Source organism: Pseudomonas sp. GW821-FHT01A09, assembly GCF_058986725.1.
In genome coordinates this window covers 192,603-207,593 of record NZ_JBYSWB010000008.1, presented here as the reverse complement: position 1 = coordinate 207,593, position 14,991 = coordinate 192,603, and the positions used below count along the sequence as shown (strand labels likewise).

At 63.2% G+C, this 14,991-nt stretch carries 12 protein-coding genes; 9 read left to right on the top strand and 3 right to left on the bottom strand.

From position 1 onward, the window contains the following. Positions 1-40: 40 nt before the first annotated feature. Positions 41-580: a DUF3299 domain-containing protein gene (locus AC3WJP_RS12280; protein WP_493721421.1), complete on the top strand. Its 540-nt coding sequence runs from the start codon at positions 41-43 to the stop codon at positions 578-580. A 272-nt stretch (positions 581-852) separates the two neighbouring features. Here AC3WJP_RS12280 and AC3WJP_RS12275 read toward each other — a convergent pair whose 3' ends face one another. Next, positions 853-1,758, bottom strand: a complete 906-nt coding sequence (locus AC3WJP_RS12275) for a D-hexose-6-phosphate mutarotase (RefSeq protein ID WP_493721422.1) — start codon at positions 1,756-1,758, stop codon at positions 853-855. An 86-nt stretch (positions 1,759-1,844) separates the two neighbouring features. Further along, entirely contained in the window at positions 1,845-2,246 is a 402-nt protein-coding gene (locus AC3WJP_RS12270) for an acyl-CoA thioesterase (RefSeq protein WP_008366910.1), read from the bottom strand. Positions 2,247-2,618: 372 nt separating this feature from the next. On the opposite strand from AC3WJP_RS12270, the gene AC3WJP_RS12265 reads away from it, so the two are divergent. The 8 genes from AC3WJP_RS12265 (at position 2,619) to AC3WJP_RS12230 (ending at position 13,437) form a co-directional block, all read left to right on the top strand. Further along, complete coding sequence (locus AC3WJP_RS12265; RefSeq protein ID WP_493721423.1) at positions 2,619-3,911, top strand: MFS transporter; 1,293 nt, start codon at positions 2,619-2,621, stop codon at positions 3,909-3,911. A gap of 384 nt (positions 3,912-4,295) precedes the next feature. Continuing rightward, a complete protein-coding gene (locus AC3WJP_RS12260) occupies positions 4,296-5,258 on the top strand; it encodes a phosphate ABC transporter substrate-binding protein PstS family protein (protein WP_493721424.1) in 963 nt (320 codons plus the stop codon). A gap of 97 nt (positions 5,259-5,355) precedes the next feature. Beyond that, entirely contained in the window at positions 5,356-7,632 is a 2,277-nt protein-coding gene (locus AC3WJP_RS12255; RefSeq protein ID WP_493721425.1) for an ABC transporter permease subunit, read from the top strand. 15 nt (positions 7,633-7,647) lie between these two features. Next, the gene (gene pstA, locus AC3WJP_RS12250) at positions 7,648-9,318 is read left to right on the top strand and encodes a phosphate ABC transporter permease PstA (RefSeq protein WP_493721426.1); all 1,671 of its coding nucleotides are present in this window, start codon (positions 7,648-7,650) and stop codon (positions 9,316-9,318) included. Between the two features lie 261 nt (positions 9,319-9,579). Continuing rightward, on the top strand, positions 9,580-10,413 hold the full coding sequence (gene pstB / locus AC3WJP_RS12245) for a phosphate ABC transporter ATP-binding protein PstB (RefSeq protein WP_493721427.1): 834 nt from the start codon (positions 9,580-9,582) through the stop codon (positions 10,411-10,413). Between the two features lie 69 nt (positions 10,414-10,482). Then, complete coding sequence (gene phoU / locus AC3WJP_RS12240) at positions 10,483-11,241, top strand: phosphate signaling complex protein PhoU (protein ID WP_493721428.1); 759 nt, start codon at positions 10,483-10,485, stop codon at positions 11,239-11,241. A gap of 193 nt (positions 11,242-11,434) precedes the next feature. After that, complete coding sequence (locus tag AC3WJP_RS12235; RefSeq protein WP_493721429.1) at positions 11,435-12,337, top strand: response regulator; 903 nt, start codon at positions 11,435-11,437, stop codon at positions 12,335-12,337. A 197-nt stretch (positions 12,338-12,534) separates the two neighbouring features. Continuing rightward, entirely contained in the window at positions 12,535-13,437 is a 903-nt protein-coding gene (locus AC3WJP_RS12230) for a peptidoglycan DD-metalloendopeptidase family protein (RefSeq protein ID WP_493721430.1), read from the top strand. Between the two features lie 112 nt (positions 13,438-13,549). On the opposite strand, the gene AC3WJP_RS12225 is transcribed toward AC3WJP_RS12230, so the two are convergent. After that, positions 13,550-14,890: a hemolysin family protein gene (locus AC3WJP_RS12225; RefSeq protein ID WP_493721431.1), complete on the bottom strand. Its 1,341-nt coding sequence runs from the start codon at positions 14,888-14,890 to the stop codon at positions 13,550-13,552. Positions 14,891-14,991 lie beyond the last annotated feature (101 nt).

Below are 14,991 nucleotides of genomic sequence, written 5' to 3'. Positions count from 1 at the left end.
AGGTTAGACTTCGGCTTCCTTGTCCCTTCCCGAGCCTGTGATGCGCCGTATCCTCCTGACCTTATTGCTTGCCAGCTGCTGCGGTCTGGCCTGCGCTGCCGAGCCACCGGAAACCGACTGGCTGTCGCTGATGCCCAAGTCGGACCAGAAAGCCCTCGAAGACATGCCCGACATCACCCACAACACCCCGGAAGGCGACGGCAACTTCACCCACAAGGGCGGCCTCAAGCAGAGCAAGGGCCTGCCAGCGGTGATGTATTCGACCAAGACGGTCGCGGCCATGGACGGCAAGAACATCCGCATCGGCGGCTATCCGGTGCCACTGGAAACCGATGCCAAGGGACGCAGCACGTTGTTTTTCCTGGTGCCTTATCCGGGCGCCTGTATCCACGTGCCGCCACCGCCGCCCAACCAGATGGTGCTGGTGCGCTACCCCAAGGGCTTGAAGCTCGATGATATCTACGCGCCGCTGTGGGTGATCGGCGGCTTGAAGGTGGAGAAGGTCAGCAACGACTTGGCCGACGCGGCCTATGCGCTGGATGCCTCGAAGGTACGGGTGGTGGAGGATGCGGACCTTTGATGGCCCATGGGCCTCTGTTGGCAGGGCCGGCCTCATCGCGGGCAAGCCTTGCTCCCACAGGCGCACGCCGCTAGATCTGCTAACACTGTGGGAGCGAGGCTTGCCCGCGAAGGGGCCAAGCCTGCTGTACACAAGTAGAGACCCAGCTCGCCGTACTTAAAGCGCCTCGCCCACAGGCGCACGCCGCGAGATCTGCTAGCACTGTGGGAGCAAGGCTTGCCCGCGAAGGGGCCGAGCCTGCTGTACACAAGTAGAGGCCCAGCTCGCCGTCCCTACAACGCTTCGCTGGTGATCGCCACGCTCATGGTGTGCTCGGCGCCTGGCGCCAGGGTGACGATGTCGTCCAGCACATTGGCCGTCTCGATGCAGAACATCTGCTGCCAGCCGTCGTTGGCCATGTCGTCCAGATTGGCAGCGCGGTCGATCCAGGGGTTCCAGATGACCGCGTTCTTCGAACCACTCGGGCTCAGCACGATGCGACGATTGCGCTGCGGATCGTCGATCGCCAATTGCGCCGGAGTGGCCAGGTAAACGCGGTCGGTTTCGCCGGTCACTTTCAACGGGCCAGCCTGGTTGCGCTGCTCCCACTCCTCGACGCCGACGGTTTCCATGTAGCTCAGGCCGGCCACGCTGTCGACGCTGATCTGGCGCACATCGCTGACCGAGAAGTAACTGTGCAGCGCCTGGCTGAAGACCAGCTCCCGGGGCCCGATATTGCGGGTCGTGAGGCTCAACTGCAGGCTATCGCCCATGACGATGGTCAGGCTCAGCGCTGCCGGGTGAGCCCAACCCGGGAAGCCCTGTTCGGCCTGGGGCAGGGTCAGTTCGATACGCACGCCGGCATCGGTGTCTTCGATGCCCTTGAGCGTCCACTCCAGGGTGCGGACCAGGCCATGGGAGGTCGGTTCGTCATCGCTGACGCGCATCGCCTGCACGGCTTGAGGGTTTTTCGCCAGATTGCCGAACCACGGCCAGCACACCGGCACACCGGCGCGAACCGCCTTGCCCTTGATGAAATGCGACTGATCGTTAAGCCAGATCAGCGGCGGTTGCCCGGTGCGGGTATAGCTGACGACCTGCGCGCCCTGGGCCAGCAGCAGCAACTCGGCCTGACCATCGTTGATCTGCCAGCCGTGCAATTCACCCAGCGTGATTTCTTTAACCTGGTGTCCGGACATACCTGTCTTCTCGCTCATGAGCCATGGATGTGGAATGGACCGTCATCCGCGGCTCAAGTTTAACGCCCGCAGACGATGGCGACGCCTCAGCGTCGGGGCGGTACCGAGCGGGTGCGGCCGCTGCCGTCGATGGCGACGAACACGAACACCGCTTCGGTGACCTTGCGCCATTCGCTGGACAGCGGGTCGTCGCTCCACACTTCGACCATCATCTGGATCGAGCTGCGGCCGATCTCCAGGGTCTGCGTATAGAAGGACAATTGCGCGCCGACCGCGACTGGCACCAGAAACGCCATGCGGTCGATGGCCACGGTGGCCACGCGGCCACCGGCGACCTTGCTGGCCATGGCGGTGCCGGCGAGGTCCATCTGGGCCACCAGCCAGCCGCCAAAGATGTCGCCGAAGCCGTTGGTTTCCCGCGGCAAGGCGGTGATCTGCAAGGCCAGGTCGCCTTGCGGAATAGGATCTTCTTGTTCGAGTTCAATCATGCCTGGGGTCCCTCTGACCCGTGACGCTTCACTGGTTGGCGTGGTTGATCTACGCCTCGAAATCGTTCAGCCGCCATACTACGCTGCTTTGATGACGAGACGCGCCAGGATAACTCTGCGAAATCGACTATGGCCGACCCTAGCGACGCTTTCGCACAATTGCCTGCAAGACTGAATGTGTAACAAAAGTGGTTCGAACACCGCCCAGTATATCGACGCAGCGCCGCGACAACGACCGTCAGATAGCGATTTCGACCGTTTGGCGGCAGTTCTATGTGGTTTTCCGTAGCAATTTGCTATCTTGCGCCACCTGCCAGCCGTAATCAGCCCTGAATCGGGGTTGAAGATCTATCGAATAAGAGACGTTTTCTGATGAATTCCGTGCCTTCGAGTGTCGCGCAGCCCTCGCGACCGCTGACCCGCAATGATTACAAGACGCTGTCGTTGTCCGCACTGGGCGGTGCGCTCGAGTTCTACGACTTCATTATTTTCGTGTTCTTCGCTGCGGTGGTCGGCCAGTTGTTCTTCCCGGCCGACATGCCGGACTGGCTGCGCCTGATGCAGACTTTCGGGATCTTCGCCGCGGGTTACCTGGCACGGCCGCTTGGCGGTATCGTCATGGCGCACTTCGGCGACCTGCTGGGGCGCAAGAAGATGTTCACCCTGAGCATCTTCATGATGGCCGTGCCGACCCTGATCATGGGGCTGCTGCCGACCTACGCGCAGATCGGCCTGTGGGCACCGCTGCTGTTGCTGTTGATGCGGGTGATCCAGGGCGCCGCCATCGGCGGTGAAGTGCCCGGCGCCTGGGTGTTCGTCTCCGAGCACGTGCCGAGCCGCAACATCGGCTATGCCTGCGGCACCCTGACCTGCGGCTTGACCTCGGGGATCCTGTTGGGCTCGCTGGTGGCCACGGCGGTCAACACTGTCTATCTGCCCACCGAAGTGATCGACTTCGCCTGGCGTATCCCGTTCCTGCTGGGCGGGGTGTTCGGCCTGGCATCGGTGTATCTGCGCCGCTGGCTGCACGAGACGCCGGTGTTCGCTGAATTGCAGCAGCGCAAGGCGTTGGCCGAAGAGATCCCGCTCAAGGCAGTCTTGCGTGATCATCGCGCCGCCGTGGTGGTGTCGATGCTGCTGACCTGGGTGCTGTCGGCTGGCATCATCGTGGTCATCCTGATGACTCCCACCGTGTTCCTGCAGAAGATGCTGGGCTTCACCCCCAGCCTGGCGCTGCAGGCCAATAGCGTGGCCATCGTGTTCCTGAGCATCGGCTGCATCGCGGCCGGGGCCCTGGCGGACCGCCTCGGAGCGGGCAAGGTCTTCACCGTGGGCAGCCTGGCATTGGGCGTGTCGTCCTGGACCATGTATCACAGCCTGCAGGCGCATCCTGACTGGCTGTTCCCGCTGTACGGTATGACGGGCCTGCTGGTCGGCGTGATCGGCGCGGTGCCTTACGTGATGGTCAAGGCTTTCCCGCCGGTGGTGCGCTTCACCGGGTTGTCGTTTTCCTACAACCTGGCGTACGCGATCTTCGGTGGCCTGACGCCGATGGTGGTGACCTGGATGCTCAAGGACTACCCCATGGCCCTGGCTTACTACGTGGCGGGCATCTGCGCGCTGGGCTTCTGCGTGGGTCTGTATCTGTTGTTCAAGAGGCGCTGAGTCCGCGGCGGCCCCTTCGCGGGCAAGCCCTGCTCCCACAGGGGTACAACTGCCGTACGATTTGCGCTGTGGGAGGATTTCGCGCAAGCCGCACTGGCCCCTTCGCGGGCAAGCCCTGCTCCTACAGAGTCGACTGGACTGCCGTCGTACACCTGTGGGGCAGCGCTTTGGTTCTCGGCGGCCTCTTCGCGGGCAAGCCTTGCTCCTACAGAGTCGACTGGACTGCCGTCGTACACCTGTGGGAGCAGGGCTTGCCCGCGAAGAGGCCCGCGCCGACGATAAATATGCTGGGGCCAAAAGAAGATTCTCAAGCAGCCATTTCGTCATCTATCTGTCACATTACTTTCATACAGTGCCCCCGTCCTTTTCTGCCAGGAGCACGGCATGACCCTCACGCGATTGATCGCGGCGTTCGCGCTGGTCTTTGCCACGGCCAACGCCGCGGCGGCGGTGGACCCGAGCATCCCCGCCTACGTCAAGACCACCGGCGTCTCCGGCAACCTCTCCAGTGTCGGCTCCGATACCCTCGCCAACCTCATGACCCTGTGGGCCGAGGCGTACAAACGGCAGTACCCCAACGTCAATATCCAGATTCAGGCGGCCGGTTCCTCGACCGCGCCACCTGCCCTGACCGAAGGCACCGCCACCATCGGCCCCATGAGCCGCCGCATGAAGGACATCGAACTGCAAGCGTTCGAGCAGAAGTACGGCTACAAGCCCACGGCGATCCCCGTGGCGGTCGATGCCCTGGCGGTGTTCGTGCACAAGGACAATCCGGTCGTGGGCCTGACCTTGGCGCAGGTCGACGCGATCTTTTCCGTCACGCGCCTATGCGGCGCCAAGGCCGATGCCAGAACCTGGGGCGACCTGGGCATCAGCGGGGATCTGGCCGGCAAGCCGGTGCAGCTATTCGGGCGCAACTCGGTGTCCGGCACCTACGGCTTCTTCAAGGAAGAAGCCCTGTGCAAAGGTGACTTCAAGGCCAACGTCAACGAGCAGCCCGGCTCCGCCTCGGTGGTACAGGCCATCAGCAACTCCCTCAACGGCATCGGCTATTCCGGCATCGGTTACCAGACCGCCAGTGTCAAAACCGTGCCCCTGGCCAGAAAAGCCGGCGAGCCCTTCGTCGAAGACAACGAAGCCAATGCCCTCAACGGCAGCTACCCGCTGGCGCGCTACCTCTATGTGTATGTGAACAAGCCGCCGAATCGACCGCTGGCGCCGCTGGAAGCCGAGTTCATCAAGCTGGTACTGTCGCGCACGGGCCAGGAAATGGTGGTCAAGGATGGCTACATCCCGCTGCCGGCCAAGGTGGTGAGCAAGCTGCTGAGCGACCTGGGCCTCTAGCGGGGGTGCGGTCATGGCTGGGCAACTTCGATTTGTCACATTTCAGTAACCTTAACGTCATAAGATGTGCGCGCATGATCCAGCCGGCCAACCGCTAATGAAATTGATCCCTCCCAAGCTGGACGAAGCCCCGGCGCGCATTGATTTCAATACGCCGCAACTCAAGCGCAAGCGTCGGCTGCGCGCGCTGCACGACCGGCTGACGCATTGGTACGTGCGCATCGGTGGCCTCGCCGTGCTGGCCGCCATCACCCTGATCTTCTTCTACCTGGCCTACGTGGTGATGCCGCTGTTCAAGGGCGCCGAACTGCAGGCCCGGGCCCCGCTCAGCCCGGCCTGGCTGCAGGATGCCGGCAAGCCACTGTTGATCAACCTCGAAGAGCAGAATCTGGCCGGCATGCGCGTTTCCGATCGCGGCGAGGTGGTGTTCTTCGATACTCAATCGGGCGCCGAATTGCGCCGGGTGACGCTGCCGATCCCGGCGGGTGTCAGCATTACCTCACTGGGCCGCGACCAGCCTGGCGCGGCGCGGGTGGTGGTGGGGCTGTCCAATGGCCAGGCGCTGGTGTTCCATCACAGCTACAAAGTCACCTACCACGACGACATCAAGGCCGTGAACCCGGCCGTCGATTACCCCTACGGTGAGGCGCCGCTGGTGCTCGATGCACAAGGGCGCGCGCTGGACCACGTCAGCATCAACGCCACCGACAGCCGCCTGATCGTCGCCGGCTCGTCCGGCTCGCAGCTGTTCGTGCAGTCGCTGAGCCTTGCTACCCACCCCCTCACCGGCGCGACCGTCCAGACGCAGGCGAGCATCGACCTGCCGAACATGCCCGAGGCGGTCAAGGCGATCTTCGTCGACCCGCGTCAGCAATGGCTGTATGTCGTCAATGGCCGCGCCCAGGTGGATGTCTTCAACCTCACCGATCGCACCCTCAACGGCCGCTACAAACTGCTCGAAGACGCCAATGCCCACGTGACCGCCAGTGCGCAGCTGGTAGGCGGCGTGTCGCTGATGATCGGCAGCTCCAAGGGCGGCATCAGCCAGTGGTTCATGGCCCGGGACACCGACGGCGAACCCCATCTGAGCCACATCCGCGACTTCCAGCTGGGCAGCAGCGCGATCTTGCAGATCAACCCCGAGCAGCGCCGCAAGGGCTTTCTGGCCCGCGATGCCGCCGGTAATCTGGGGGTGTTCCACAGTACCGCGCACCGCACCTTGCTGATCGAACCGGTGGCCGCCGCGGCCGATTGGCTGGCGCTGTCGCCAAGAGCCAACCAGGTGATGATCGAAAGCGGCCACCGTCTGTTGCCCATGAGCCTCGACAATCCGCACCCGGAAGTGTCCTGGAGCGCGCTGTGGGACAAGGTCTGGTACGAGCACTACGACGCGCCGGAATACGTCTGGCAGTCGACCGCCGCCAACAGTGATTTCGAGCCCAAGCTAAGCCTCGCACCGCTGGCGTACGGCACTCTCAAGGCGGCGTTCTACGCGATGCTGATGGCGGCGCCGCTGGCCATCGCGGCGGCCATCTACACCGCGTACTTCATGGCGCCGAGCATGCGCCGCAAGGTCAAGCCGGTCATCGAGTTGATGGAGGCCATGCCCACGGTGATCCTCGGCTTCTTTGCCGGGCTGTTTCTGGCGCCGTATCTGGAAGGCCATCTGCCGGGCATTTTCAGCGTCTTTGTGCTGACCCCCATCGGCATCCTGCTGGCCGGGCTGGCCTGGTCACGGCTGCCGGCCTCGTTGCGCTTGCGGGTGCCTGGGGGCTGGGAGGCGGCCATGCTCATTCCGGTAATCCTTGCGGTGGGCTGGTTCGCGCTGTTCATGAGCCCGTATCTTGAGTCCTGGTTGTTCGGCGGCGACATGCGCCAATGGATCACTGCCGACCTGGGCTTGAGCTTCGACCAGCGCAACGCCTTGGTGGTCGGCATCGCCATGGGCTTCGCGGTCATCCCCAACATCTATTCGATTGCCGAAGACGCCGTGTTCAGCGTGCCGCGCAGCCTCACCGAGGGCTCGCTGGCGCTTGGTGCCACGCCCTGGCAGACCCTCACCCGCGTGGTGATCCTCACCGCCAGCCCGGGAATCTTCTCGGCCCTGATGATCGGCCTCGGGCGCGCGGTAGGGGAGACCATGATCGTGCTGATGGCCACCGGCAACACGCCGATCATGCAGATGAATCTGTTCGAGGGCATGCGCACCCTGGCGGCCAACGTCGCCGTGGAGATGCCGGAGTCGGAAGTGGGCGGCAGTCACTACCGGGTGCTGTTCCTTGCGGCTCTGGTGCTGCTGGTGTTTACCTTTGTGATGAATACCCTGGCCGAGTTGATTCGCCAGCGTCTTCGCAAGCAATACTCGTCCCTTTAAGGAAGGCCGACATCCGTGAAAAGGGATTCCCTCAAGATCTGGTTCAACAGCGGCGCGCCGGGGGTGTGGCTGAGCGCGGGCGCGGTGTCGATGGCGGTGATCATGACCCTCGGCCTGCTGGCCGTGCTGGCAGTGCGCGGCCTGGGGCTGTTCTGGCCGGCCGATCTGCTGCAGGCCAGTTATCAGGTGCCGGGGCAGCCGCCGCAGGTCATCCTCGGCGAGCCGGTGCAAGAGGAATCGGTGCCCCGCGCGCGCCTGAAAAGCGCCGGTCAGCCCGTCAACGCTGCGGGCAGCGAGTACATGACCCGCGCCCTGATCAAGCTCGGCAACCGCGACCTCAACGGCGCTGACTTCGCCTGGGTAGTGGGCGATTGGTTGCACGAGCGCCAATGGCCGGCGCAGGCCATGACCCTGGAGCGTCGCGAGTGGGGCAACTTCTATGGCTATCTGATCAACGTCAAGGAAGGCGGCCAGGTGGTTGCCGAAGGTGAGGCGGCCTGGGCGCCCTTGCAGGAGCGGCTGCAACGGGTCAGTGAGCTGGCCGATCAGTTGCAGCAACTCGAGAAGACCGACATCGGCGCCATCAACCACAGCCTCGAACGCCTGCGTCTGCAAGCGCGCAAGCTGCAACTGCAGGGCAAGCTCGACGCCCAGGCGCAAGCCGACATCGATGCCGAGCGCGCCGAACTCAACGCCCGCTATCAGGCCATCGAAGCGCGCCTGGCCGGTCTGCATCAGGCGGTGGAGCGCGACAGCCTCACGGCCCGTGACGTCCATGGCAAGGAGATCGAGATCGCCCTCGGCCAGATCGTGCATGCCTATCAGCCCAACGCCATGGGCACCTTCGCCAAGCTGGGTTTCTACTTCCAGAAGCTGTGGGAATTCCTCAGCACCGACCCCCGGGAAGCCAATACCGAAGGCGGGGTATTCCCGGCCATCTTCGGCACGGTGATGATGACCTTGATCATGGCCATCATCGTCACGCCGTTCGGTGTGCTGGCCGCGGTGTATCTGCGCGAGTACGCGCGCCAAGGGCTGATGACGCGGCTGATCCGCATCGCCGTGAACAACCTGGCCGGGGTGCCGGCCATCGTCTACGGGGTGTTCGGCCTGGGGTTCTTCGTCTATGTGCTGGGCGGCTCGCTGGACCGGCTGTTCTTCCCCGAAGCGCTGCCGGCGCCGACCCTCGGCACGCCGGGGTTGCTGTGGGCCTCCTTGACCCTCGCCTTGCTGGCGGTGCCGGTGGTGATCGTTGCTACCGAAGAGGGCCTGGCGCGCATCCCCCGCAGCCTGCGCGAAGGCTCGCTGGCGCTGGGCGCGACCAAGGCCGAGACGCTGTGGAAGATCGTCCTGCCCATGGCCAGCCCGGCGATGATGACCGGCATGATTCTCGCGGTGGCGCGCGCCGCTGGCGAAGTGGCGCCGCTGATGCTGGTGGGCGTGGTCAAGCTGGCGCCGTCGCTGCCGGTGGACGGTAATTATCCGTATCTGCACCTGGACCAGAAGATCATGCACCTGGGCTTCCATATCTATGACGTCGGCTTCCAGAGCCCCAACGTCGAAGCCGCGCGGCCGCTGGTGTACGCCACGGCGCTGCTGCTGGTGCTGGTCATCGGTCTGCTGAACCTGGCGGCGGTCGCGTTGCGTAATCATTTGCGCGAGAAGTACAAGGCGTTGGATGTATGAGGATTTTGCGCAAGCCGCACTGGCCTCTTCGCGGGCAAGCCTCGCTCCTACAGGTGTACGACTGCAGTGCTGTTCGCGCTGTGGGAGGATTTTGCGCAGGCCGCACTGGCCTCTTCGCGGGTAAGCCTTGCTCCCACAGGCGTACAACTGCAGTACGGTTTGCACTGTGGGAGCACAGCTTGCTGGCGAAGGGGCCAGTACTGCTTGCCCAAAAACCACAGCATGTCCCACAAGATATATGAGCCCACGGGGAGATCTTTGATGCAGCAAACACCGCCACCCCGGGGCTTTAGCTACAACGCCCTGGGTCGCAAGAAGCAAGGGCTGCACCTGGCCGACGAAGCCGTCGCGCTGGAAGTGCCCGGCCTGAATCTGTTCTACGACGACACCCAGGTGCTGTTCGACATTGCCCTGAAGATCCCCAAGCAGCGGGTCACGTCCTTCATCGGCCCGTCGGGTTGCGGCAAGTCGACCCTGCTGCGCACCTTCAATCGCATGAACGACCTGGTCGACGGCTGCCGGGTCGAGGGCGCCATCCACCTCGATGGCGAGGATATCTACAGCAAGGGTACCGAGGTCGCGGAATTGCGTCGTCGCGTGGGCATGGTGTTCCAGAAACCCAACCCGTTTCCCAAGACCATCTATGAAAACGTGGTGTACGGCCTGCGCATCCAGGGCATCAAGAAAAAGCGCGTGCTCGACGAGGCCGTGGAATGGGCGCTCAAGGGCGCGGCGTTGTGGGATGAGGTCAAGGATCGCCTGCATGAATCGGCGTTGGGGCTGTCCGGCGGGCAACAGCAACGCCTGGTGATCGCCCGCACCATCGCGGTCGAGCCCGAGGTTTTGCTGCTCGATGAACCCTGCTCCGCGCTGGATCCGATTTCGACGTTAAAAGTTGAAGAGCTGATCTACGAGTTGAAACATAAGTACACCATAGTCATCGTGACCCATAACATGCAGCAAGCGGCGAGGGTGTCGGATTACACCGCGTTCATGTACATGGGCAAGCTGGTGGAGTTCGGCGATACCGACACGTTGTTCACCAATCCGGCGAAGAAGCAGACCGAAGACTACATCACCGGTCGTTATGGCTAGGGCCTGCGAAGGCTAAAAAAGCTCAGGCGGCGTTGCCGCTTTTATCGGTTGCTCCAGGGATTTTTCGACATGATCAATAAAGACAGCCTTGCCCATCACATTTCTCAGCAGTTCAACGCCGAATTGGAAGAGGTGCGCAGCCACCTCCTGGCCATGGGCGGGCTGGTGGAAAAACAAGTCAACGACGCGGTGACCGCGCTGATCGAGGCCGACTCCGGTCTGGCTCAGCAAGTGCGCGACGTGGATGACGAAATCAATCAGATGGAACGCAACATCGACGAAGAATGCCTGCGCATTCTCGCCCGTCGCCAGCCGGCGGCATCCGATCTGCGGCTGATCATCAGCATCTCCAAATCGGTCATCGATCTGGAGCGCATCGGTGACGAGTCCACCAAGATCGCCCGCCGCGCCATTCAGCTGTGCGAAGAGGGCGAGTCGCCGCGCGGCTACGTCGAGGTGCGCCACATCGGCGATCAGGTGCGCTCCATGGTTCGCGACGCGCTGGATGCCTTCGCGCGCTTCGATGCCGATCTGGCACTGTCGGTGGCCCAGTACGACAAGACCATCGACCGCGAGTACAAGACCGCGCTGCGTGAACTGGTCACCTATATGATGGAAGACCCGCGCTCGATCTCGCGGGTGCTGAACGTGATCTGGGTGCTGCGTTCGCTGGAGCGCATCGGCGACCACGCGCGCAACATCTCCGAACTGGTGATTTACCTGGTGCGCGGCACCGACGTTCGTCACCTGGGCCTGGAACGCATGAAGCAGGAAGTGCAGCGCGACAGCGAACGGGCTAATGTTTCGCCGCGTGCTGACGATAAATAAGATTGCCCCCGTGTATCAACGCCCGGCCTAGGTCGGGCGTTTGCGTTTTCGGGTGTGCAGAATTTTTTGCAGGCACCCGTGAACGCGTCATCTCCCATGACGGCCCGGCGTGACGCATCCATGTTGGCACGTAAAAAGCGGCATATGGCCACTAGTTAGCGCTATGCTTGCCGGGATTTCAGAGGAGTGGTTGATGGCTAAGGTCAATGTGTTGGTGGTGGATGACGCGCCGTTTATCCGCGATCTGGTAAAGAAATGCCTGCGCAACAGTTTTCCGGGCGTGACGACCGAAGACGCGGTCAACGGTCGCAAGGCCCAGGCGCTGCTGCAGCGCGAGTCGTTCGACCTGATCCTGTGCGACTGGGAGATGCCGGAAATGTCCGGGCTCGAGTTGCTCGCCTGGGTCCGCAGTCAGGAGCAGTTCAAGGCCACGCCGTTCATCATGGTCACCAGCCGTGGCGACAAGGAGAACGTCGTGCAGGCCATCCAGGCCGGGGTATCCGACTTTATCGGCAAGCCGTTCACCAACGAGCAACTGTTGACCAAGGTCAAAAAGGCGCTGGCCAAGATCGGCAAGCTGGATGACCTGATGTCCGGTTCGACGACCCGCAGCAACCCTGCTTTCGCCAATGACTCGCTGAGCGCTTTGACCGGCGGCAAGCCGGCAGAAGTGGCGCGCCCGGCACCGACCTCGCCATTGGTCAATCCAGCGGCGGCCCCTCGCGCTGCGGCGGCTCCGGCTGCGTCTGCGGCTCCCGCCGGCCGTGGCCAGGGGCAACTACGCCTCGCCAGTGGTACTCAGGCCTGCGTGATCAAGGCCCTGAGCCTCAAGGAGGCGTTGCTGGTGGTCAAGCGCGGTGACGTGCTGCCGCAGGTGCTCGAAAGCGCTGTGCTCGATCTGGAGCAGGGTGAAAACGCCGAAGTGGCGCGGCTCAACGGCTACTTGCATGCCATCGTCGCCCATGAGCCCAAGCCTGACAGCGAGTGGCTGCAGCTGACCTTCCGCTTCGTCGACCAGGACGCGCAGAAGCTTGATTATGTGTCGCGCTTGATCGCCCGTGGTTCGCAGCTCAAGCACTTCGTGCCCGGAGCTTGATCGAGATCTCTGTAGCGAGGGGGCTTGCCCCCGATAGGCCGGTACTGACACACCGCTGTGTCGGCAACGGCGTATCGGGGGCAAGCCCCCTCGCTACAGGGTGTGGAGAAGGGCCGCTACATTTTGCGCATAATCCTGGAGCAAGCATCTGCTAGGCTTGGCGATTGATTCCCTGATCTGACCGACTGCTCATCGCCATGCTCCAGCGCCTCACCCTGCTTTGCAGTCTCTTGCTGGCCGCCACCCCTCTGACGGCCGCACCGACCATCTACAAATACACCGATGCCAATGGCGTGGTGACCTACACCGACAAACCCACCCGTGGCGCGTCGGTGTTCGTGTTTCAGGACCGCATGATCGAGCACCTCGAGCAGCAGGTGCACCTGGATGTCGATCGGCGCAGCAACCGCGCCACCTTTACCGCCCGCAACGAGCTGTTCGCCCCGGTCGAGGTCGAGTTGCGCCTCAGCGGCTTGAGCAACGCCGCCCCGGGCACGCCGCAGAGTATCCGCAAGCTGATACCGGCGCGCAGCAGCGTGCTTCTGCTGGCGCTCAATGCGCAGACGCCCGGGCGAGCGCTGCGTTACACCCAGGCGTTCAAGTACGCCATGGGCAACCCCGGGCAGCAACCTGAGGGCTATCTGTACCCGTTGCCTTGGATCGGCGGACCGTTTCGGCTGAGCCAGGGCGCCAACGGCACCTTCAGTCACACCGGGGTCAAAAGTCGTTACGCCATGGACATCGCCATGCCGGTGGGCACGCCGATCATCGCCGCGCGGGCGGGGATGGTGGTGAAGGTCGAGAACGCTCAGGCCGCTGGCGGCAGCGAGGCCTCGGGCAACTTCGTGCGCATCCTGCACGACGACGGCACCATGGGGGTGTACCTGCACCTGATGCAGGGTTCGGTGGTGGTGCGCGAGGGGCAGCAGGTCAGCGTCGGCACCTCGCTGGGCCGCTCGGGCAACACCGGCAACAGCACCGGCCCGCACCTGCATTTCGTGGTGCAACGCAACACCGGGATGGGGTTGGAGTCGATTCCGTATCGGTTCAGTCAGCCGGTGGAGTCGTTGCCCAATTTTGCCCTTGGAGCACGCCCCTGAACCTGTAGCGAGGGGGCTTGCCCCCGAAAACCTCCCATTCAATGCAACCCTCGAATCAGGGGAACGGTCTCGAGACTGTTCGGGGGCAAGCCCCCTCGCTACAGGAAACCGGTCAATCGATCTTGACCACCTTGGCCAGCACGATTTTCGGGCCTTTCATCTTTTTCAGGATGATGCGCAAGCCTTCGACCTCCAGCACTTCCTCTTCCTCGGGCACGCGCTTGAGGGTCTCGTAGATCAACCCGGCCAGGGTCTCCGCTTCGATATGGTCAAGGTCGATGCCCAGCAGGCGTTCGACCTTGAACAGCGGTGTATCGCCCCGTACCAACAGCTTGCCCGGCTGATAGGCGAGGATGCCGCGTTCGGCCTTGCGGTGTTCGTCCTGGATGTCGCCAACCAGCACCTCCAGAACGTCCTCCATGGTCAGATAGCCGATGACCTTGGCGTCGGCTTCCTCCACCAGCGCGAAGTGCGCCGCGCCCTTGCGGAACTGCTCCAGCAGGCGCGACAGCGGCATGTGCTTGCTGACCCGCTCCAGCGGGCGCAGGAGCTCCGCGAGGTTGAAGGTTTCGGGCAGGTGATCCAGTGCCGCCAGTTCCAGCAACAGGTCCTTGATGTGCAGCAGGCCGACGAACTCGCCGCGCTGGTTGTCGTACACCGGATAACGGCTGAACTTGTGACGGCGGAACAGCGCGAGGATTTCCTTCAGCGGCGCGTTGGCGTCCAGAGTGATCAGGTCTTCACGGGAGTTGGCCCAGTCGACCACCTCCAGCTCGCCCATCTCCACTGCCGAGGCCAGCACGCGCATGCCTTGGTCGCTCGGGTCCTGGCCGCGGCTAGAGTGCAGGATCAGCTTGAGCTCTTCACGGCTGTAGTGATGCTCGTGATGGGGGCCGGGCTCGCCCTGGCCGGCAATGCGCAAGATGCCGTTGGCGCTGGCGTTGAGCAGGTAGATGGCCGGGTACATGCACCAGTAGAACAGGTACAGCGGCACGGCCGTCCACAGCGACAGCAGTTCAGGCTTGCGGATGGCCCAGGATTTGGGGGCCAGCTCGCCGACCACGATGTGCAGGTACGAGATCACGAAGAAGGCGCTGAAGAACGACACGCCTTTGATCACCTCTGGCGACTGTACACCGACGGCGCCCAGCACCGGCTCCAGCAGGTGCGCGAACGCCGGCTCGCCGACCCAGCCCAGGCCCAGCGAAGCCAGGGTGATACCCAGCTGGCAGGCGGACAGATAGGCGTCGAGCTGGTTGTGCACGGTGCGCAGGATCTGCCCGCGCCAGCCGTTCTGCTCGGCGATGGCTTCAACCTTGGTGGAGCGCAGCTTGACCATGGCGAACTCTGCGGCAACGAAGAAGCCGTTGAGCAAGACCAGTACAAGTGCGAAAAGAATCATGCCGAAGTCGGCGAAAATCGAGGCGAGGGACAAGCCAGGGGAAGGGTCCATGATGGAGTTTTACGGGTTCCGTATTGCTGATTCAGTGAGGTGCCGTGGCATCCACGCCACCGACAAGAGTCGATCAATGTAGCGGCTGCCGTTTGCCTTGC